The organism is Amycolatopsis sp. NPDC006131, assembly GCF_040614175.1.
Lineage (GTDB): Bacteria > Actinomycetota > Actinomycetes > Mycobacteriales > Pseudonocardiaceae > Amycolatopsis_E > Amycolatopsis_E tucumanensis.
Genome location: NZ_JBEXTX010000141.1, coordinates 1 through 17,659 on the forward strand (window position 1 = coordinate 1; position 17,659 = coordinate 17,659).

General features: G+C 70.2%; 19 protein-coding genes. 10 read left to right on the top strand and 9 right to left on the bottom strand.

The annotated features are described in order from the left end of the window. Positions 1-204: 204 nt before the first annotated feature. From map to ABZ215_RS39175, 4 genes are read left to right on the top strand one after another with little or no spacing between them, the layout of a single operon-like run. Positions 205-972 (top strand): type I methionyl aminopeptidase, encoded by a 768-nt coding sequence (gene map / locus ABZ215_RS39160; protein WP_237340092.1) that lies wholly within the window; start codon positions 205-207, stop codon positions 970-972. Continuing rightward, on the top strand, positions 972-1,466 hold the full coding sequence (locus tag ABZ215_RS39165; RefSeq protein ID WP_354955680.1) for a GNAT family N-acetyltransferase: 495 nt from the start codon (positions 972-974) through the stop codon (positions 1,464-1,466). The genes map and ABZ215_RS39165 overlap by 1 nt, the downstream gene beginning before the upstream one ends. A gap of 33 nt (positions 1,467-1,499) precedes the next feature. Then, positions 1,500-2,333 carry an SDR family oxidoreductase gene (locus ABZ215_RS39170; RefSeq protein WP_237340094.1) on the top strand — a complete coding sequence of 278 codons (834 nt, stop codon included), beginning with the start codon at positions 1,500-1,502 and terminating at the stop codon, positions 2,331-2,333. A gap of 53 nt (positions 2,334-2,386) precedes the next feature. Beyond that, positions 2,387-3,427: an alpha/beta fold hydrolase gene (locus ABZ215_RS39175; RefSeq protein WP_027936220.1), complete on the top strand. Its 1,041-nt coding sequence runs from the start codon at positions 2,387-2,389 to the stop codon at positions 3,425-3,427. On the opposite strand, the gene ABZ215_RS39180 is transcribed toward ABZ215_RS39175, so the two are convergent. Both ABZ215_RS39180 and ABZ215_RS39185 read right to left on the bottom strand, forming a co-directional pair. After that, positions 3,424-3,813 carry a VOC family protein gene (locus tag ABZ215_RS39180; protein ID WP_354955682.1) on the bottom strand — a complete coding sequence of 130 codons (390 nt, stop codon included), beginning with the start codon at positions 3,811-3,813 and terminating at the stop codon, positions 3,424-3,426. The genes ABZ215_RS39175 and ABZ215_RS39180 overlap by 4 nt on opposite strands. Beyond that, positions 3,810-4,091 carry a metalloregulator ArsR/SmtB family transcription factor gene (locus tag ABZ215_RS39185; protein ID WP_237340097.1) on the bottom strand — a complete coding sequence of 94 codons (282 nt, stop codon included), beginning with the start codon at positions 4,089-4,091 and terminating at the stop codon, positions 3,810-3,812. The genes ABZ215_RS39180 and ABZ215_RS39185 overlap by 4 nt, the downstream gene beginning before the upstream one ends. 88 nt (positions 4,092-4,179) lie before the next feature. Between ABZ215_RS39185 and ABZ215_RS39190 the strand changes: the two genes are divergently transcribed. Next, positions 4,180-4,752 carry a WHG domain-containing protein gene (locus tag ABZ215_RS39190; RefSeq protein WP_354955685.1) on the top strand — a complete coding sequence of 191 codons (573 nt, stop codon included), beginning with the start codon at positions 4,180-4,182 and terminating at the stop codon, positions 4,750-4,752. Between the two features lie 17 nt (positions 4,753-4,769). Next, positions 4,770-5,606 carry an alpha/beta hydrolase gene (locus ABZ215_RS39195; protein ID WP_354955687.1) on the top strand — a complete coding sequence of 279 codons (837 nt, stop codon included), beginning with the start codon at positions 4,770-4,772 and terminating at the stop codon, positions 5,604-5,606. Here the strand turns inward: ABZ215_RS39195 and ABZ215_RS39200 are convergent. From ABZ215_RS39200 to ABZ215_RS39225, 6 genes are all read right to left on the bottom strand, one after another. Next, positions 5,603-6,982, bottom strand: coding sequence for an FAD-binding oxidoreductase (locus ABZ215_RS39200; RefSeq protein ID WP_020420449.1), 1,380 nt, complete (start codon positions 6,980-6,982; stop codon positions 5,603-5,605). The genes ABZ215_RS39195 and ABZ215_RS39200 overlap by 4 nt on opposite strands. Before the next feature lie 484 nt (positions 6,983-7,466). Then, entirely contained in the window at positions 7,467-7,727 is a 261-nt protein-coding gene (locus ABZ215_RS39205; RefSeq protein WP_354955689.1) for a hypothetical protein, read from the bottom strand. 28 nt (positions 7,728-7,755) lie between these two features. Further along, a complete protein-coding gene (locus tag ABZ215_RS39210) occupies positions 7,756-8,157 on the bottom strand; it encodes a nuclear transport factor 2 family protein (RefSeq protein WP_354955691.1) in 402 nt (133 codons plus the stop codon). Between the two features lie 113 nt (positions 8,158-8,270). After that, the gene (locus ABZ215_RS39215) at positions 8,271-9,479 is read right to left on the bottom strand and encodes an acyl-CoA dehydrogenase family protein (protein WP_354955693.1); all 1,209 of its coding nucleotides are present in this window, start codon (positions 9,477-9,479) and stop codon (positions 8,271-8,273) included. Between the two features lie 19 nt (positions 9,480-9,498). Beyond that, the gene (locus ABZ215_RS39220; RefSeq protein ID WP_020420444.1) at positions 9,499-10,797 is read right to left on the bottom strand and encodes an acyl-CoA dehydrogenase family protein; all 1,299 of its coding nucleotides are present in this window, start codon (positions 10,795-10,797) and stop codon (positions 9,499-9,501) included. A 117-nt stretch (positions 10,798-10,914) separates the two neighbouring features. Continuing rightward, the gene (locus tag ABZ215_RS39225; protein ID WP_354955695.1) at positions 10,915-11,322 is read right to left on the bottom strand and encodes a hypothetical protein; all 408 of its coding nucleotides are present in this window, start codon (positions 11,320-11,322) and stop codon (positions 10,915-10,917) included. Positions 11,323-11,528: 206 nt separating this feature from the next. Here ABZ215_RS39225 and ABZ215_RS39230 point away from each other — a divergent pair, with 206 nt between their 5' ends. Both ABZ215_RS39230 and ABZ215_RS39235 read left to right on the top strand, forming a co-directional pair. Beyond that, complete coding sequence (locus ABZ215_RS39230) at positions 11,529-11,954, top strand: hypothetical protein (RefSeq protein ID WP_354955697.1); 426 nt, start codon at positions 11,529-11,531, stop codon at positions 11,952-11,954. Between the two features lie 26 nt (positions 11,955-11,980). Then, the gene (locus ABZ215_RS39235) at positions 11,981-12,487 is read left to right on the top strand and encodes a DUF3558 domain-containing protein (RefSeq protein WP_354709803.1); all 507 of its coding nucleotides are present in this window, start codon (positions 11,981-11,983) and stop codon (positions 12,485-12,487) included. On the opposite strand, the gene ABZ215_RS39240 is transcribed toward ABZ215_RS39235, so the two are convergent. Further along, positions 12,484-13,659, bottom strand: coding sequence for a TetR family transcriptional regulator (locus tag ABZ215_RS39240; RefSeq protein WP_354955699.1), 1,176 nt, complete (start codon positions 13,657-13,659; stop codon positions 12,484-12,486). The two genes, ABZ215_RS39235 and ABZ215_RS39240, sit on opposite strands and share 4 nt — an antisense overlap. A 127-nt stretch (positions 13,660-13,786) precedes the next feature. Between ABZ215_RS39240 and ABZ215_RS39245 the strand changes: the two genes are divergently transcribed. After that, positions 13,787-14,998, top strand: a complete 1,212-nt coding sequence (locus ABZ215_RS39245) for an acetyl-CoA C-acetyltransferase (protein WP_354955701.1) — start codon at positions 13,787-13,789, stop codon at positions 14,996-14,998. 2 nt (positions 14,999-15,000) lie between these two features. Then, a complete protein-coding gene (locus tag ABZ215_RS39250; RefSeq protein WP_354955703.1) occupies positions 15,001-17,163 on the top strand; it encodes a 3-hydroxyacyl-CoA dehydrogenase NAD-binding domain-containing protein in 2,163 nt (720 codons plus the stop codon). The last annotated feature ends 496 nt before the right edge of the window (positions 17,164-17,659 follow it).

The following is a 17,659-nucleotide window of genomic DNA, read 5'->3' on the forward strand; positions in this document are numbered from 1 at the left end:
GTCAACCCGTCGCCTTCCGGTTTGTGCATATCACCTTGAGCCAGGGCCGCAAGCTTTGTGCTTTCGGCTGCCGGACCCAGCGAGGGTTGCGGCCCTGGCTCAAGGTGATCGTCCAGTGTCAGGCGACGGGATGACCACCCAGCTACCTTGGGTTCTGGGGCGCGGTGCTATAAATTCCGGTATAACTATACCGGCGAGGTGATCATGATCGAGCTGAAGAGTCGCGGTGAGCTGGACGCCATGCGCGCCGCCGGGCGGGTCGTCGCGAAGGTGCTCCAGAGCGTCCGCGAGCAGGCGGCCGTCGGCACCAGCCTGCGTGAGCTGGACCAGCTCGCCGCGGACATCCTCAACGACGAGGGCGCCAAGTCGTCCTTCCTGCACTACCACCCGCGCTTCGCGCCGTCGCCCTATCCGGCTGTGCTCTGCACCAGCGTCAACGACGCCGTCGTGCACGGCATCCCGACCGACTACCGCCTCCGCGACGGCGATCTGCTGAGCGTCGACTTCGGCGCGCACGTCGACGGCTGGCACGGGGACGCCGCGGTCAGCTTCGTCGTCGGCAGCGCGAACCAGGCCGACCTCGACCTCATCGCCGCCACCGAGCGGGGCATGTGGGCGGGCATCGAGCAGGCCCGCCCCGGGAACAGGATGGGCGACATCGGCCACGCGATCGCCGAGATCGGGCGTCGCGCCGGGTACGGGTTGCTCGCCGACCACGGGGGTCACGGCGTGGGCCGCGCGATGCACGAAGCGCCGCACGTGCCGAACGAAGCCGTCGCGGGCAAGGGGATGCCGCTGCGGGAAGGGCTGGTCATCGCGATCGAGCCGATGTTCCTCGCGGGCGGCCGCGACGACTACCGCTACGGCGACGACGGCTGGACGATCCTGACCAGCGACGGCTCCCGCGCCGCGCACGTCGAGCACACCATCGCCGTCACCTCGGACGGCCCGCTCGTGCTGACGGCGCCGTGATGGAGATCCGCGAGTCCGGCGAGGCCGACCTGCACATCGTCCTGGGGCTGTTCGACGCGGCCGTCGAATGGCTCGTCGCCCGCGGCAGCGCCGGCCAGTGGGGCACCGAACCGTGGTCGGCGGACCCGGCGAAGGTCGAGCGCGTCCGCACGATGCTGCGCGACGGCCGCCCGTTCCTGGCCATTTCGGACGGTGCGCCGGTCGGCGCCCTGATCCTCGACCACCCGCTGCCGTACACGCCGCCGGTCGATGAGCCCGAGGTGTACGTGACGCTGCTGCTGGCCTCCCGCGAGCACCGCGGCGTCGGCGCCCGGCTGCTGGAGTTCGCCCGCCAGGACGCCCGCGACCGCGGCATCGGCCTGCTGCGCGTCGACTGCTGGGCCGGCGGCGACGGCAAGCTCGTCCGCTACTACGAGGGCCAGGGGTTCACGCCGACCGAGCGGGTGCGCGTGCGCGACGACGTGTGGGTCCAGATCTTCGAACAGCGAGTGTGACACCTCTGGCGCGAATGTCAGTTACCGGGCAGTATGGCCGCCATGGCAACGTTGCTCGGCAAGGTCATCGTGATCACCGGAGGCGCGCAAGGGATCGGCGCCACCACGGCCGCCGCCCTGGTGCGGTTGGGTGCGAAGGTCGTCATCGGCGACCTCGACCCGGTCCTGGCCGAGAAGACGGCGGGTGAACTGGGCGGCGACACGCTCGCCCTGCCGCTCGACGTGACCGACCACCGCGGCTTCACCGAGTTCCTGGACGAGGTCGAGCGCCGCCTCGGGCCCATCGACGTCCTGATCAACAACGCCGGCGTCATGCTGCTGTCGCCGCTGGCAGACGAGGACGACGCGGCCACGGCGAAGCAGATCGACGTCAACCTGCGCGCGGTCATCCATGGCACCCGCGAGGCCGTCCGCCGCATGCGCCCGCGCGGCCGCGGCCACATCGTCAACGTCGCGTCGATGGCGGGCAAGGCCGGGTTCCCCGGCGCGGCGACCTACTGCGCCACCAAGCACGCCGTCGTCGGCCTGTCCGAAGCGGTGCGGCAGGAGCTGCGCGGGTCCGGGGTGGACATCTCGTGCGTGATGCCCGCGGTCGTCCGCACGCACCTCGCCGACGGCCTGCCCGAGACCAGGCTCTTCCCGTCACTGCGGCCGGAGGACGTCGCGAAGGCGATCGTCGGGACGCTGCAGAAGCCGCGGTTCGACGTGTTCGTCCCGAAATCGCTCGACGTGACCGGTCGCGTCAGCCGTCTGCTGCCACGTGCGGCGGCGGAGTGGTTCATGCGCGCGATCGGCGCCGACAAGGTGTTCACCCAGGCGCACGCGGGCGCGCGAGCGGAGTACGAAGCGAGGGTGAGGCAGCCTTGAAGTAGCGTCGGTCCCGGGGAAGGATCGGTGCGGTGAACGGAGTTTCGAGGTAGATGGTGGTACCCGCAGTGACCGCGATGGCGGCCAACGCGCTCGGCGTCCTGCGCGGCGGTCTCGCCGACCTGCGGCCGGTGCCGCGCGTGCTGGTCGACCAGGGCCCGAACCGGTCGCTGTACCGGATGAGCCCGTCGCACGAGGGTGATCCGGTGCTGCTCGTGCCGCCGCTGGCCGCCCCCGCCCTGTGCTTCGACCTGCGGCGCGGTTGCAGCCTCGCCGAGCACCTGGTCGACCGGGGCCGTCGCACCTACCTGGTGGACTACGGCACCGTCGCGTTCTCCGACCGCAGGCTGGGCATCGAGCACTGGATCGACGAGGTGCTGCCGCGCGCCATCCGCAAGGTCAGCGAGGACTCCGGCGGGCGCGGCGTGCACCTGGTCGCGTGGTGCCTCGGCGGGCTGTTCTCCCTGCTGACCACGGCCGACCGCCCCGACCTGCCGGTGCAGTCGATCACCACGGTCGCCTCGCCGGTCGACTTCACCGCCATCCCGCTGGTCGCGCCGTTCCGGCCGCTGGTGGACCTCACCGGCGGCTACCTGCTCACCCCGCTGTACCGGATGCTCGGCGGTGCACCGTCCTATGTGGTCGAACGCGTGTTCTGGGCGACGGGCATCAACAAGCAGCTGACCAAGCCGCTGGCGATCCTGCAGAACCTCGGCGACCGGGACTACCTCGCCCAGATCGAGGCGGTCGACCACTTCATGGACAACATGATCGCCTACCCCGGCCGCACGTTCGGCCAGATGTACCACCGGTTCTTCCGCGCCAACGACCTCGTCGAGGGCGGGCTCGACCTGAACGGGCGGATCATCTCGCTGTCCGGCGTGAAGGTTCCGACGCTGGTGATCGCCGGGCGCAACGACACCATCGCCCCGCGGCGCGCCGTGGAGCGGCTGGTGCCGTTGCTGGAGAACGCGCCGGACGTGCGGTTCGAGACCGCCCCGGGCGGGCACCTCGGCGTGCTGACCGGCCGCCGCGCGCGGGACACCACCTGGCGGCACATCGACGCGTTCCTCGGCGATCAGGTGTCCGATTAGGACTTCATCTGGCCGATCTGGATGAGGTTGCCACAGGTGTCGTCGAACACCGCGGTGATCACGGTGCCCATGTCCGTCGGCTCCTGCGTGAAGCGCACGCCGAGCTCACGCATCCGCTCGTACTCGGCCTGCACGTCGGACACGGCGAACATGGTCCACGGGATGCCGTCCGCGACGAGCGCGTCCTTGAACGGCTTCGCCGCCGGGTGCCCGCTCGGCTCCAGCAGCAGTTCGGTGCCCTCCGGGTCCTCCGGCGACACCACCGTCAGCCACCGGTCCGCGCCCATCGGGATGTCGTGCTTCTTCACGAAGCCCAGCACGTCGGTGTAGAACCGCAGCGCCTTCTCCTGGTCGTCGACGAGCACGCTCGCCAGGTTGATCCTCATGTCCGTCCCCTCTTCCTGAGCCACCGCTCGACGATCGGTTCGAGCGGATCCGTGTTGATGTAGTGGAACTTGTACCGGCCCTCACGCCTCGACTCGACCAGACCGGCGGACTCCAGCACGTCGAGGTGCTGCGAGACCGCCTGCCGTGACGAACTCAGCCCGTGGATGGACACCAGCCGGGCGCAGAGTTCGAAGAGCGTCTGCCCGTCCCGGTCGGTCAGTTCGTCGAGGATCGTGCGGCGCGTGGGGTCGGCCAGGGCTTTGAAGACGTCACCCACGCCCGCAACGATAGGCAAGTGAATACTTGCCTGTCAACTCTACGTTCCCCTGTGTACATTAGGACCAGTCCTAGGGAGGTTAGGAAACATGCCGCGTGGGAGGATCACGCCGGACGCGCTGGTGTCGGCCGCCGCCGACCTGGCCGACGAGATCGGCTTCGAGAACGTGACGCTCGCGGCGCTCGCGAAGCGGTTCGGCGTTCGCGACGCCAGCCTCTACACCCACATCCGCGGCCTCGCCGACCTGCAGGAACGCGTGGCGCTGCGGGCGCTCTCCGAGTGGGCTGAGGCGCTGAGCGCGGCCGTGGCCGGACGCGCCGGCCGTGACGCGCTGACCGCCTTCGCCGACACGTACCGCACCCTGGCGACGGAGCACCCGGGCCGCTACGCCGCCACCCGGCACCCGGTGCCGCCCGAGCGGGCCGCCGAAACGCCGGGCGTCATGCGCATCATCGAGGTCTGCTACGCGCTGCTGCGCGGGTACGACCTGTCCGAACCGGACGCCACCGACGCGGTCCGGTTCCTGCGCAGCACCCTGCACGGCTTCAGCGACCTGGAAGCCACCGGCGCCTTCACCGCCGACCACAGCCTGGACGTCTCGTGGCGCCGGGCCCTCGACGCGCTCCACCACACCCTGACCAACTGGACGAAGATCCACTGATCGGACCGGAGAATCCCATGCGCATCACGCTCGACGGCACACCCATCGACTACCACGAGCGCGGCGACGGCCCGCCGCTGCTGCTCCTGCCCGGCGGGGCGGGCCACGCCGGCGTCTTCGACGGGCTCGCCGCGCACCTGGCCGACGACCACCGCGTCGTGGCCATGTCCAGTCGCCTGGTGTCGGCGCGGCCGGACGGCGACCAGAGCCCGAAGGCCTACGCCGAGGACGTGCTCGGCCTGATCGACGCGCTCTTCGACGAGCCGCCCGCGGTGTTCGCGTTCAGCGCAGGCGCCATCACGACCCTCGACCTGCTTGCCCGCCACCCCGAGCGGGTGCGCCTCGCGGTGGTCCACGAGCCGCCGGTGTTCGGCCTGCTGCCGGACGCCGACCGGCACCGGGCCGCGATCGAGGCGGTGCGGGCGGCGGCGCGCACCGGGGACCTGGCGGAGGCGTCCCGGCTGATGACCGACGCCATGACGGCGCCCGGACCCGGCGCGGCGACCCCGGAGTTGCGCCACCCCGGCGACTGGCTGGAGGGCTACGCCGAAACCAGCCCGGAGCCGCCGACGCCGGAGCTGCTGGAGCTGTTCGGCCGCCTGAGCGAACTCCAGCCGTTGTTCCTGGAGCACGTCCTGGTGCCGTTCACGTCCGCGGACGTCGACCTGGCCGCGCTCGGCCCGCGACTGGTCCCCGCTGCCGGGATCGACTCGCGGGGCCAGCTGCCGTACCGGGCCGCCGCCGCGTTGGCCGCCGCCCTCGGCCTGCCGCTGACCGAGTTGCCGGGCGGCCACCTCGGACCCGTCGAACGCCCCACGCAGTTCGCCGCGGCGCTGCGCGCTCTCCTCGGTTAGGCCGGCTTGATGTCGTGCCAGCGGTTGAAGACGTTGTCCGGGTCGTAGTCGGCCTTGATGCGTTGCAGGCGCCGGTAGTTCTCCTCGCCGTAGCCGGCCACGATGCGGTCGTCGCCCTCGTCGCCGATGAAGTTGAGGTAGACGTCGCCGGAGGCCCACGGCCGCATGTCGGCGCGCAGGTTGCGGGCCCACGCGATGGCGCGGTCGTCGTCGGCCGGGTCGGCCCACAGGCCCAGCGGGTGCACGGCCCACTGGTTGTCGCGGTCGAACCCCGGCCAGTCCTGGCCGTGGGCGACGGCGCCGCCCCACGGCAGCAGCGCGTGCTGCGACGGTGACGGCACCACCATGTCCAGCGCGCGCTCGCAGAACCGGTCGAGGGCTTCGTCGGGCAGTTCGCGCAGGTTCTCGTCGGACCAGTAGTTCCGGAAGCCGGCTGGGTCGTCGAGCATGGACTGGAGGCCGGCGTAGGGGACGTCGGTGATGACCTGGCCCTGCGGGGCGGTCGCGAGCAGCGGGCCGATCGTTTCGCGCAGCCGGGTTTCTGGGCCGGTGCAGGTGACCAGGACGCCGCAGCAGAGCCGGCCGACGAGGTGGCCGGGCACGAACTCCTCGGGCGGGCCGGTGAGGTAGAGCAGGCCGCCGCCGATCTCCTCCGGCGCGGTGCGCATGAGGTCGCGGTAGACGCCGGCGACGGCGCGTCCCTGGTCGCCGGGCCACAGCATCAGGGCCATCGAGAACTCCGGCAGGTCGTGCAGCCGGAAGGTGAGCCGGGTGGCGACGCCGAAGTTGCCGCCGCCGCCGTGCAGTGCCCAGAAGAGGTCCGGGTTCTCCTGCTCGCTCGCCGTGACCTCGCGGCCGTCGGCGGTGACGAGGTCGACGGAGAGGAGGTTGTCGCAGGCGAGGCCGAACTTGCGCTCGATCCAGCCGGAGCCGCCGCCCAGGGTCAGGCCGGCCACGCCGGTGGTCGACACGCGGCCGCCGGTGGTGGCGAGGCCGTGGGGTTGGCAGGCTCTGTCGAAGTCGCCCCAGGTGGCGCCACCACCCGCCGTCGCGGTCTTCGCCTCGGGGTCGACGGTGACGGCGTTGAGGCGGCGCAGGTCGACGACGAGACCGTCCTCGACGAGACACGCCCCGGCGACGCTGTGACCCCCACCCCGCACGGCGACCGGCAGGGCGTTCTCCCGGGCGAACCGCAGGGCCGCCGTGATGTCCCGGACGGTCCCACACTGGGCGATGACCTGCGGGCGGGCGGTGATCATGGCGTTGAAGACGCCGCGGACACTTTCGTAGTCGCCGTCGTCCGGCGTGACGATCCGGCCGTCGAAGCCGTCGCGGAACCTTTCCACCGAGGCGGGCTGGACCAGGTAACCAGTCATCTTCGGGCCTCCCTTCGGGATAGTAGGGAGAGTCGCACCCGGGAGTTGTGCGTTACGGCGAGCCGGAAGATCTTCTGTGGACGGTGAGAGGAGGTCCGTGACCGGGGTGCGCCAGTGGACGCGGAGGGCGGAGCCGTCACCGCGCAGGTTCTCGCTGCGGTAATGGAGGGTGTGCAACCGCTCGCGCAGCGCGTCGACCTGGGCGGATGGGTACGGGGCGCCGATCAGGGCGTGCCGCAGGCTGGCCGCGGGGACGAGGACGTCGAGCCGCCGGTCGGCCGGGCGCACGTCGCGAGCGGGGCGAGGGTGTCCAGGCCGCGGAGGAGTTCGAGGATGAGGAACCCCAGGGCGGGGTGTTCGGCGAGCGCCCGCAGGTCGGGGACGTTCTTGAGTGCCCCGAGGGAGACGGCTTCGAGGTCGACGCAGCCGGCCAGGGCACTGAGGTCGTCGAGCCCGCGCAGCGTCGCGATGCCGGCCAGCGGGGTCAGGTCCCGGCGGTGGCGTGCGGCAGGTCGAGGGCGAGTTCTCGCACGTGGCGGAACTCCGGCAGCTGCGCGGGGTCGGCGTGTCCCAGCAGGTGGAGCGCGACGCCGGGATGCGCGGCGAGCGCCTCCGCGGCGGCGGCGAGGACAGGGGCGGGCAAGGGCGCGCTGACGAGGACCCGCACAGCCGCCTGCCCGGCGATGCGCGGTTCGGTGGTGGCGGGATCGGTGTCCGGGCGGATCGTCACCGTCGCTTCTCGCACGCGGGAAACCTAACGGCGCTGCGATGGCTCAGGTGTTCTGGACGAGGTCGGCGTGCCGGTGGGCGACTTTCCATTCGCCGTCCTCGCGGCGGTAGATCTGGGTCGCGCGCAGGGTGTAGTCGCGCGGTTCCCCGTCGACGGACGCCCGGGTGTGTTCGTAGCCCACCGTGTAGGCCATGTCACCGACCACATCGGCCACGACGATCTCGTGTTCGTAGGAGGCGCAGTCCGAGAAGGTGGCTCCGAGCCGGCTGAACAGGGCGTCGATCTCGGCCTGGCCGGTGGCGTTCAGCCAGGCGCCCAGCACGGAGACCGGTTCCGCCCGCGACCAGATCGCCCGCCGCGGCACCGGGTCGCCGTTGTGCAACGCGACTTCGGCGTCCCGCAGCCGGGAGCCGACCCAGGTGAGGAAATCGTCGCGATCGCCCATGGTTCACCTCCGGGATCCCCATTGAACGCGCGAACGAGCGGAAAGACCAGTGCCGTCATCCGGCGGCCGAGTCCGCCCGGCTCTCCGCACACGGGGAGCCGGGCGGTGACGCGCTACTTCAGCTCCGCCGAAGTCTTCCCCAGCAACCGCCGCGCCACGATCAGCTGCTGGATCTGCTGCGTGCCCTCGAAGATGTCCAGGATCTTCGAGTCCCTGGCCCACTTCTCGAGCAGCATCTCTTCCGTGTAGCCGAGCGTCCCGATCAGCTCGACGCACTTCAGCGTGATGTCGACGACCGACCGGCCCGCCTTCGCCTTCGCCATGGACGCCTGCAGCGAGTTCGGCTTGCGGTTGTCGGCCATCCACGCCGACTCCAGCGTCAGCAGGTACGCCGCTTCGTAGTCGGCTTCCAGTTCCAGGTACGTGGCCGCCGCGGCGTGCTGGTGGTGCGCGGGGCGGTCGTAATCCACCACGACACCCGCCTCGGCCAGGATCTTCGCCGTCTCCTCCAGCGCGGCCCGCGCCAGGCCGACCGCCATCGCCGCGACCAGGGGGCGCGTGTTGTCGAAGGTCTGCATGACCCCCGCGAACCCCTTGGACGTGTTGATCTCCGGCGAGCCGAGCAGGTTCTCCTTCGGCACGCGGCAGTTGTCGAACCGCAGCACCGCCGTGTCGGAGGCGCGGATCCCGAGCTTGTGCTCCAGCCGCACGACCTCGAAGCCCGGCGTGCCCTTCTCCACCACGAACGACTTGATCGCCGCCCGGCCGATCGACTTGTCCAAAGTGGCCCAGACGACCACGGCGTCCGCGCGGTCACCGGAGGTCACGAAGATCTTCTCGCCGTTGAGGATGTAGCTGTCGCCGTCCTCGGTGGCGGTCGTGGTGATGTTCGCGGAGTCCGAACCGGTGCCCGGCTCGGTGATCGCCATCGCGGCCCACACCTTCGCGAACCGCTTCAGCTGCTCGTCGTTGGCCACCGACGCGATCGCGGCGTTGCCGAGGCCCTGCCGCGGCATCGACAGCAGCAGACCCACGTCGCCCCAGCACATTTCGATCGTGCCGAGCACCGTCGCCAGGTTGCCGCCGTTGCGGTTCCCGGTCGCCTTCTCCTTCTCGTTGCGCCGCACGCCGGCCGCGCCCGCGCCGCCCTCGCCGGAGGAGTTCAGCCCGTCCAGCACCGCGGCGAACATGTCCAGCTCGACCGGGTATTCGTGCTCGGCGCGGTCGTACTTGCGCGAGATCGGCCGCAGCACTTCCGACGCCGCCTGGTACGCCTGGTTGATCAGCGCCCGGGCCTTCTTCGGGGTTTCCAGATTGATCATGATGACCTTCCCAGGCTTGTCAGAGGAGGACGACGCCCTCGAGCACACCGATTGCACGCAGGTCGCGGTACCACCGCTCGACCGGGTGCTCCTTCACGAACCCGTGCCCGCCCAGCAGCTGCACCCCGGCGCTGCCGATGCGCATTCCCTTGTCCGCGGCGAGCTTGCGGGCCAGCGCGACCTCGCGGGCGAACGGCTTGCCCTGCTCGGCCCGCGCCGCGGCGCGCAGCATCACCAGGCGCATGCCTTCCAGTTCGATCGCGATGTCGGCGACCGAGAACGCGACCGCCTGGCGGTGGCTGATCGGCTCGCCGAACGCGGTGCGCTCGTTCACGTACGGGATCACGTAGTCCAGCACGGCCTTCGCGGTGCCGGTGGCCAGCGCGGCCCAGCCGAGGCGGGACAGCCGCACGGCCTCGGTGAACACGTCCGGCGAGCCGCCGCCGAGCAGCGCGCCCGCGGGCAGCGACACCTTCTCCAGGTGCAGCTTCCCGGTCGCCGCGCCCCGCAGGCCCATCGCCGGTTCGGCCTCGATCGACACGCCCTTGGTCGACGACTCGACGAGGAACAGCGCCGGGCCGCGCCCTTCGAGGTCGGCGGACACGACGAACAATTCGGCCTGTCCCGCGCGGGGGACCAGGGACTTCACGCCGTCCAGCTGGTAGCCGCCGGGGGTGCGGCGGGCCTTGGTGGCGGGCTTGAACGGGTCGAACAGCGGCTTGGACTCCAGCAGGGCCAGCGCCGCGGCGGGCACGTTCTCGCCGACGAACTCTGGCAGGTAGTCGGCCTGCTGCTGGGCGTCGCCCCACAGCACGAGCGCGTTGCTGACCGCGGACGGCGCGAGCACCGCGACGGCCAGGCCGAGGTCGCCGTGGGCGAGTGCCTCGGCGACCAGCGCGTTGGTGACGACCGAGCGTTCCGCGCCCGCGCCGCCGAGCTCTTCCGGAATGCTGATGAGCGTCACGCCCAGCTCGGCGGCCCTGGTGAGCAGGCCGTCCGGCGGGCTGAGCTTCTCGTCCGCCTCGGCGGCCGCGGGACGCAGTTGCTCGGCCGCGAACTCGCTCACCGTCTCGACGATCATCTGCTGGTCTTCGGACGGCGTGAGGTCGAACAGGCCCTTGTCCTCGGCCGGCGCCGGGCGGGTCGCGTCACCGCCCCGCTTTCGCGACGAGGAGAACGTCCGGCTGGCCGCGCCGGCGACCTTGAAACCGTTCCTCGTCGCCGCCGAAACCAGGTTCTGAACCGGCTCGCGCAACCCGCTGCGTTCCAGCGTCCTGCTGCCCGCGAGCCGGGAGAGGGCGGCCAGGCCGAGGCCCATCACGTCCCGCTTCCGGCCGCTGTTCTCCCTGAGCGCTGCCACGTCGCACTCCCATCGCCGTTACCTACTCGTGAGTAGGTTAACGCATGGGGGCCGGTGAACGCCAGCCGCCCGACGTCAGGGGCGCCAGGTCGGGAGAACGGGCATCGGGGGCCGGAGCGAGCTGGGCGGCGGACCGACGGCGCCGGACACGAGCCGGAGCACGGCGGTGCCGTCCCGCACGTCGACGACCTGCATCGCGAGGACCCCGTCGACCGGCTTCGGCTTCTCGGGTTCGCCGCTGCTGCAGCGCGAGCCGGAGCCGTTCTCGTAAAGCGTGGAGACGCAGCCGGGGGTGAGGCTGCCGCTGCCGTCGCCGGTGGAGAACTCGATGCCCTCGGCGGTGACCGCGCGGACGGAGATCCGGTCGACCCCGCCCTGCCCGGTGAGCGCGATGTCGACCGGATCGCTCACCAGGACCTCGCAGTTGCCGTCCAGGCAAGCACCGTAGTCACGCCCATCGGCAGCGGCGAGCGCCGGCGGCACGGACGAGGTGGTAGCCGGTGCCGGGGTTTCGGTGGGCTGGTCATTCCCGCTGCACGCGGCAAGGGGCAGAAGAAGGAGGAAAACGACGGCGCGCTTCACGTCGATCACAGTATCGATGGGGCACCGGTTCCGGGGTGGATTGGCAGGTTTCGGCCAGGTGCGGCTGGGCGCACGTGGGTGAGCGACTTGTTACTCGAGGGGGCGAAGTGAGCGAGAGCGGCGAACCTATTCAATTGGTGGCTTCCGCGATCACGCACGCCGTGGGAAGCCCCGAGCATGACGGCGCGAAGCACATGCTCGGGGAGGCGCAGGCGGGCCGGTGGGCGGTCGACGAAGAGACCGGAACTCATCTGCGGAGTGCGATTTCGCATGCTCACGGCCAGCTCGACGCGCTGAACGCCCGAATCGAGTTGCTTCGACGGGCGCCGAAGCTCGGTAATGATGCTTACGCGCGGCAGGTGGCGGAGCACATGCGAGCCGCGATGGATTCCGATGCCCAGTCCCTGGTGCCGGTGTTCAAGGCGTTGTTGGAAGGGCTGGATAATCTTCAGCAGGCGCTGGAGGTGGCAATGCGCAACTATGACGCCGCCGATGAAGCCGCGACGCAGTATCTCGGGCGTTTCAAGGACTGAGGGGACCAGTGATCCGTAGCTCAGGTATGGCGAGCCTTCTGGCCGGTGTCGCCCTGGGGTTAGCTGCGTGCACCGCCACCGTGGACGGTGCCCCGGCGCCGGATCCGGCCGTGACCGCCTCGCCGACCGGGACGAACGCTTCCGATCTGCTGCGTTCGCTCGATGCCTGCACTGTGCTCGACCAGCTGCTCGCCGGTCAGGGCTTCCAGCCCGGTGAGCGGAAGACGGTGCGGAACGAGTGTGTCGCTTCCAAGAGCGAGTACGGCGCCCTCGCGATCGCGCTTGATCCGGTCCAGGGCCTTGCCGAACTGCAGGCCCAGGAACCGCGGGCGGTGTCCACGCAGGTGAACGGCCGCAGCGCGCTTCAGGTGGGTTCTCCAGCGGATGGGATGTGCGAGGTCGGCCTAGCGGTCGGTGAGCATGCGCGCGCCCTGGTCATCGCCTCGATTTCGCGGTCCGATGTTCGCGATCAGGTCTGCACGGCGGCGCAGGAGCTCGCCGGCCGGCTCGAACCCCTGCTGCCAAAGCCCTAATCCAGGTCCAGCACCGCCGCCATCAGGACGCGCAGCTCGGCCGCCAGCCCTGGCCGGGAGTTGACCCGCCGCGTGCGGGACACGTCGTTCGCGATCGTCAGCGCCGCGTGGACCGTGATCTTCGCTTCGCGCGGGTTCAGCGCCGGCTGCGCCGCGCCCAGCAGGCTCACCCACTGCGCCACGTAGTCCCGCTGGATGCGCAGCAGCTCGGGGCCCTCGTCCTCCGCGTAGTTGACCGCGTCGGCCGAGAACGAGACCGCCAGCTCCGCCGAACCGGTCAGCACCCGCACGTACGACTCGATCAGCCCACGCAGCGCCTCCGTCTCGTCGGCGCTGCTCAGGCGCACCCGTTCGGCGTCCAGCAGCAACCGGTCGCCCGCCCGCCGCGCGATCGCCCCCAGCAGCGCCGCCTTGCTCGAAAAGTGCCGGTACACGCTCGGGCCCGCGATGCCGGCCGCCGCGCCGATGTCCTCCATGCTCACCGCGTGGAAACCCTTGCGGTGGAACAGCTCCGCGGCCGCCGACAGGATCTGCTCCCGCCGGGACGGCACCCCGACGCCCACCGGCACCGGCTCGTCCTCGACGACCTCCGACGGCAGCCGCACGTGCAGCACCCGCCGCGCCAGCTCCGCCAGCAACTCGGCGAACCGCTTCCGCGCCACGGACGTCCGGTGCACCGAAACGCTGCCGAACACGCTCATCGCCGCCCAGCACAGCAGCTCCGCGTCCGCCGGCCCCAGGTCGGCGCGCAGGTTCATGAGCTCCTTGGCCCACGACGACAGCAGCGCCGTCGACCGCCGGGCGATCTCGCGCTGGTCCTCCGGCGACAGGTGCCGCCCCTCCCACCGCCACAGCGCCGCCACGTCGCGCCGCTCCACCGACGCCTCCGCGATGCCCCGCAACAGCCGCTCCACCTGGGCGCCGTCCGGCCGCCGCAGGCTGGACAACGCGGCCGCGGTCGCGTCCTCCATCTCCTGCACCCCGCCGAGCAGCACGTACGCGAGGATCGCCTGCTTGTCCGCGAAGTGCCGGTACAGGGCGGGCCCGGTGATGCCGGCCGCCGCGGCGATGTCGTTGATGCCGACGCCGTGGTAGCCGCGAGCGCGGAACAGCTCGGCGGCGAGGCCGGCCAGCTGGCTCTTGCGGTCGGGGCGGCGGGAGGTGCTCGACATGGTGATTCCACTCTAGCCGGAGTGAGCCCCCCTGCAAACGGTTGACACCAGGGGATTCGGGCGGAGTATGTTAGTGGCAATTAGCGTCAGACCCAGACGGATGCAGTAAGCAGGAAGGACCGTCGGTGTGAGCAACGAGGCATACATCTACGAGGCGATCCGGACGCCCCGTGGCAAGAACAAGGGTGGATCCCTGCACGGGGTGAAGCCGATCGACCTCGTGACCGGACTGATTCACGAACTCCAGGCGCGGCACCCGGGCCTGGACCCGGCCGCGATCAACGACATCATCCTCGGCGTCGTCTCGCCGGTCGGTGACCAGGGCGCCGACATCGCGCGCGCCGCGGCGATGGCCGCCGGCCTGCCCGACACCGTCGCCGGTGTCCAGCTCAACCGCTTCTGCTCCTCGGGTCTGGAGGCCGTCAACCAGGCCGCCGCCCGGGTGCGCTCCGGCTGGGAGAACCTGATCATCGCCGGTGGCGTCGAGTCGATGTCGCGCGTGCCGATGGGCTCCGACGGCGGCCCGATGTTCACTGACCCGGCCACGAACTACGACACGTACTTCGTGCCGCAGGGCATCGGCGCGGACCTGATCGCCACCATCGAGGGCTTCAACCGTGAGGACGTCGACCGGTTCGCGGTCCGCTCGCAGGAGAAGGCCGAGGCGGCCTGGTCCGGCGGCTACTTCGCGAAGTCGGTCGTGCCGGTCAAGGACATCAACGGCGTCACGATCCTCGACCACGACGAGCACCGGCGCCCCGGCACCACGCTGGAGAGCCTGGCCAAGTTGAAGCCCGCGTTCGAGACGATCGGCGAGTTCGGCGGTTTCGACGCGGTGGCGCTGCAGAAGTACCACTCGGTCGAGAAGATCAACCACGTCCACACCGGCGGCAACTCCTCGGGCATCGTCGACGGCGCCGCGCTGGTGCTGCTCGGTAACGAGCAGGTCGGCAAGGACCTGGGCCTGACGCCGCGCGCCCGCATCGTGGCGGCCGCGATCACCGGGTCCGACCCGACGATCATGCTCACCGGCCCCACCCCGGCCACGAAGAAGGTCCTCGACATCGCCGGCCTGACGGTCGACGACATCGACCTGTTCGAGCTGAACGAGGCGTTCGCCTCCGTCGTGCTCAAGTGGATGAAGGACCTGAAGCTGCCGGACGAGAAGGTCAACGTCAACGGCGGGGCGATCGCGATGGGCCACCCGCTCGGCGCGACCGGTGCCATGATCCTCGGCACCATGGTCGACGAGCTGGAGCGGCGCCAGGCGCGGCGCGCGCTGCTGTCGCTGTGCATCGGCGGCGGAATGGGTATCGCGACGATCATCGAGCGGGTGTGATCATGACCAACACTATTCGCTGGGACCAGGACTCCGACGGCATCGTCGTGCTCACCCTGGACGACCCCAACCAGTCGGCCAACACGATGAACGCCGACTTCCGCGAGTCCTTCAAGAACACGGTCGAGCGGCTGGAGTCCGAAAAGGACTCGATCACCGGTGTCGTGATCACCTCGGCGAAGAAGACCTTTTTCGCGGGCGGCGACCTGCGTGACCTGATCCAGGCCAAGCCGGAGCACGCGGCCGAGATCACCGAGAGCACCAACGCCATGAAGGCCCAGCTGCGCAAGCTGGAGACCCTCGGCAAGCCGGTCGTGGCCGCCATCAACGGCGCGGCGCTGGGCGGGGGCCTGGAGATCGCGCTGGCCACGCACCACCGGATCGTCGCGGACGTGCCGGGGACCGTCATCGGCCTGCCCGAGGTGACGCTGGGCCTGCTGCCCGGCGGCGGTGGCGTGGCGCGCACCGTTCGGCTGCTCGGCATCCAGAGCGCCGTGCTGAACGTGCTGGTGCAGGGTCAGCGGCACAAGCCGGCGAAGGCGCTGGAGCTGGGCCTCGTGCACGAGGTCGTGTCCAGTGTGGACGAGCTGCTGCCGAAGGCCAAGGAGTGGGTGAAGGCCAACCCCGAGGCGCAGCAGCCGTGGGACGTCAAGGGCTACAAGATGCCCGGCGGCTCGCCGTCGAACCCGAAGTTCGCGGCGAACCTGCCCGCGTTCCCGGCGAACCTGCGCAAGCAGCTCAAGGGCGCCCCGATGCCCGCCCCGCGTGCGATTCTGGCCGCCGCGGTGGAGGGCGCGCAGGTCGACATCGAGACCGCGACGCAGATCGAGACCCGCTACTTCGTCAGCCTGGTCACCGGCCAGGTCGCGAAGAACATGACGAAGGCGTTCTTCTTCGACCTGCAGCACATCAACTCCGGCGGTTCGCGTCCGGACGGGTACGAGAAGTACCAGGCGCAGAAGGTCGGCGTGCTCGGCGCGGGCATGATGGGCGCCGCGATCGCCTACGTGTCGGCGAAGGCCGGGATCGAGGTCGTGCTCAAGGACGTCTCGCTGGAGGCGGCCGAGAAGGGCAAGGGCTACGCGGTCAAGCTCGAAGAGAAGGCGCTGTCCCGGGGCAAGACCACGAAGGAGAAGTCGGACGCGCTGCTGGCGCGCATCAAGCCGACGGCCGACCCGGCGGACTTCGCCGGGGTGGACTTCGTGATCGAGGCCGTGTTCGAGAGCCAGGAGCTCAAGCACAAGGTCTTCGGCGAGATCGAGAACATCGTCAACCCGGACGCCGTGCTCGGGTCGAACACCTCCACGCTGCCCATCACCGGCCTGGCGCAGGGCGTGCAGCGGCAGGAGGACTTCATCGGCATCCACTTCTTCTCGCCGGTCGACAAGATGCCGCTGGTGGAGATCATCCGCGGGGAGAAGACCTCGGACGCCACGCTGGCGAAGGTCTTCGACTACACCCTGCAGATCAAGAAGACGCCGATCGTGGTCAACGACAGCCGCGGCTTCTTCACCAGCCGGGTGATCGGCACGTTCATCAACGAGGCGGTCGCCGCGCTCGGTGAGGGCGTCGAGCCGGCGTCGATCGAGCAGGCCGGTTCGCAGGCAGGCTACCCGGCGCCGCCGCTGCAGCTGATGGACGAGCTGACGCTGACCCTGCCGCGCAAGATCCGCGAGGAGACGAAGTCGGCGATCGAGGCCGCCGGTGGCACCTGGAAGGCGCACGCCTCCGAGGCGGTCATCGACCGGATGATCGACGAGTTCGACCGCAAGGGCCGGTCCAGCGGCGCGGGCTTCTACTCCTACGACGAGAACGGCAAGCGCGTCGGTCTGTGGCCCGGGCTGCGGGAGGCGTTCAAGTCCGGCAGCGGCAACGTGCCGTTCAAGGATCTGCAGGAGCGCATGCTGTTCGCCGAGGCACTGGAGACGGTGCGCTGCTTCGACGAGGGCGTGCTGATGTCGGTGCAGGACGCCAACATCGGCTCGATCTTCGGCATCGGTTTCCCGGCGTGGACCGGCGGTGTCATCCAGTACATCAACCAGTACGAGGGCGGCCTGCCCGGTTTCGTGGCGCGGGCGAAGGAGCTGGCCGAGAAGTACGGTGAGCACTTCCAGCCGCCGGAGTCGCTGGTGAAGAAGGCCGAAGCCGGCGAGAAGTTCGAATAACAAGAACGAAAAAGGCGCCCTTCCCGACAGATCGGGGAGGGCGCTTTTTTCTTTGAGTACAACCGCAAGCCGGCAACGGAAATGAGCCGACTACCCCAACCAGACCTCCCCCGCCCCCGACCCACAGCCGATCTTTAGTCGCCGACCAGGCTTGTCAAGGCACGCTTTCCCGCCTTGACACGGCTGCTCGGCGACTGAAACACACTCAGGGAGAGGGGGCGGGGGTGGTCGGAAGGTGACCTTTCGAGCGCCGTGAGGCGCATTCCGCCCGCAGGGCGGACTCTTCGCCGCGCGAAGGCGCGGCGTTAAAGATCAAAAGCTGTCCTCGCCGGACGGGCAGGCTCCGGGATGACCAGGGGTTGGGTGCCTCGTCTCGCCTTGGCGAGGTGGTTGCGCTGTGCGGTCATCCCGTCGCCTTCCGGTTTGTGCATATCACCTTGAGCCAGGGCCGCAAGGTTGGCATGTTCGGCTGCCGGTTGGCGGCCTGGGTTGCGGC

Excerpts from the sequence above, each read along its gene's own strand:
- map (WP_237340092.1), top strand. The coding sequence starts at position 205 with ATGATCGAGCTGAAGAGTCGCGGTGAGCTGGACGCCATGCGCGCCGCC.
- ABZ215_RS39165 (WP_354955680.1), top strand. The coding sequence starts at position 972 with ATGGAGATCCGCGAGTCCGGCGAGGCCGACCTGCACATCGTCCTGGGG.
- ABZ215_RS39170 (WP_237340094.1), top strand. The coding sequence starts at position 1,500 with ATGGCCGCCATGGCAACGTTGCTCGGCAAGGTCATCGTGATCACCGGA.
- ABZ215_RS39175 (WP_027936220.1), top strand. The coding sequence starts at position 2,387 with ATGGTGGTACCCGCAGTGACCGCGATGGCGGCCAACGCGCTCGGCGTC.
- ABZ215_RS39180 (WP_354955682.1), bottom strand. The coding sequence starts at position 3,813 with ATGAGGATCAACCTGGCGAGCGTGCTCGTCGACGACCAGGAGAAGGCG.
- ABZ215_RS39190 (WP_354955685.1), top strand. The coding sequence starts at position 4,180 with ATGCCGCGTGGGAGGATCACGCCGGACGCGCTGGTGTCGGCCGCCGCC.
- ABZ215_RS39195 (WP_354955687.1), top strand. The coding sequence starts at position 4,770 with ATGCGCATCACGCTCGACGGCACACCCATCGACTACCACGAGCGCGGC.
- ABZ215_RS39200 (WP_020420449.1), bottom strand. The coding sequence starts at position 6,982 with ATGACTGGTTACCTGGTCCAGCCCGCCTCGGTGGAAAGGTTCCGCGAC.
- ABZ215_RS39210 (WP_354955691.1), bottom strand. The coding sequence starts at position 8,157 with ATGGGCGATCGCGACGATTTCCTCACCTGGGTCGGCTCCCGGCTGCGG.
- ABZ215_RS39215 (WP_354955693.1), bottom strand. The coding sequence starts at position 9,479 with ATGATCAATCTGGAAACCCCGAAGAAGGCCCGGGCGCTGATCAACCAG.
- ABZ215_RS39220 (WP_020420444.1), bottom strand. The coding sequence starts at position 10,797 with ATGGGCCTCGGCCTGGCCGCCCTCTCCCGGCTCGCGGGCAGCAGGACG.
- ABZ215_RS39235 (WP_354709803.1), top strand. The coding sequence starts at position 11,981 with ATGGCGAGCCTTCTGGCCGGTGTCGCCCTGGGGTTAGCTGCGTGCACC.
- ABZ215_RS39240 (WP_354955699.1), bottom strand. The coding sequence starts at position 13,659 with ATGTCGAGCACCTCCCGCCGCCCCGACCGCAAGAGCCAGCTGGCCGGC.
- ABZ215_RS39250 (WP_354955703.1), top strand. The coding sequence starts at position 15,001 with ATGACCAACACTATTCGCTGGGACCAGGACTCCGACGGCATCGTCGTG.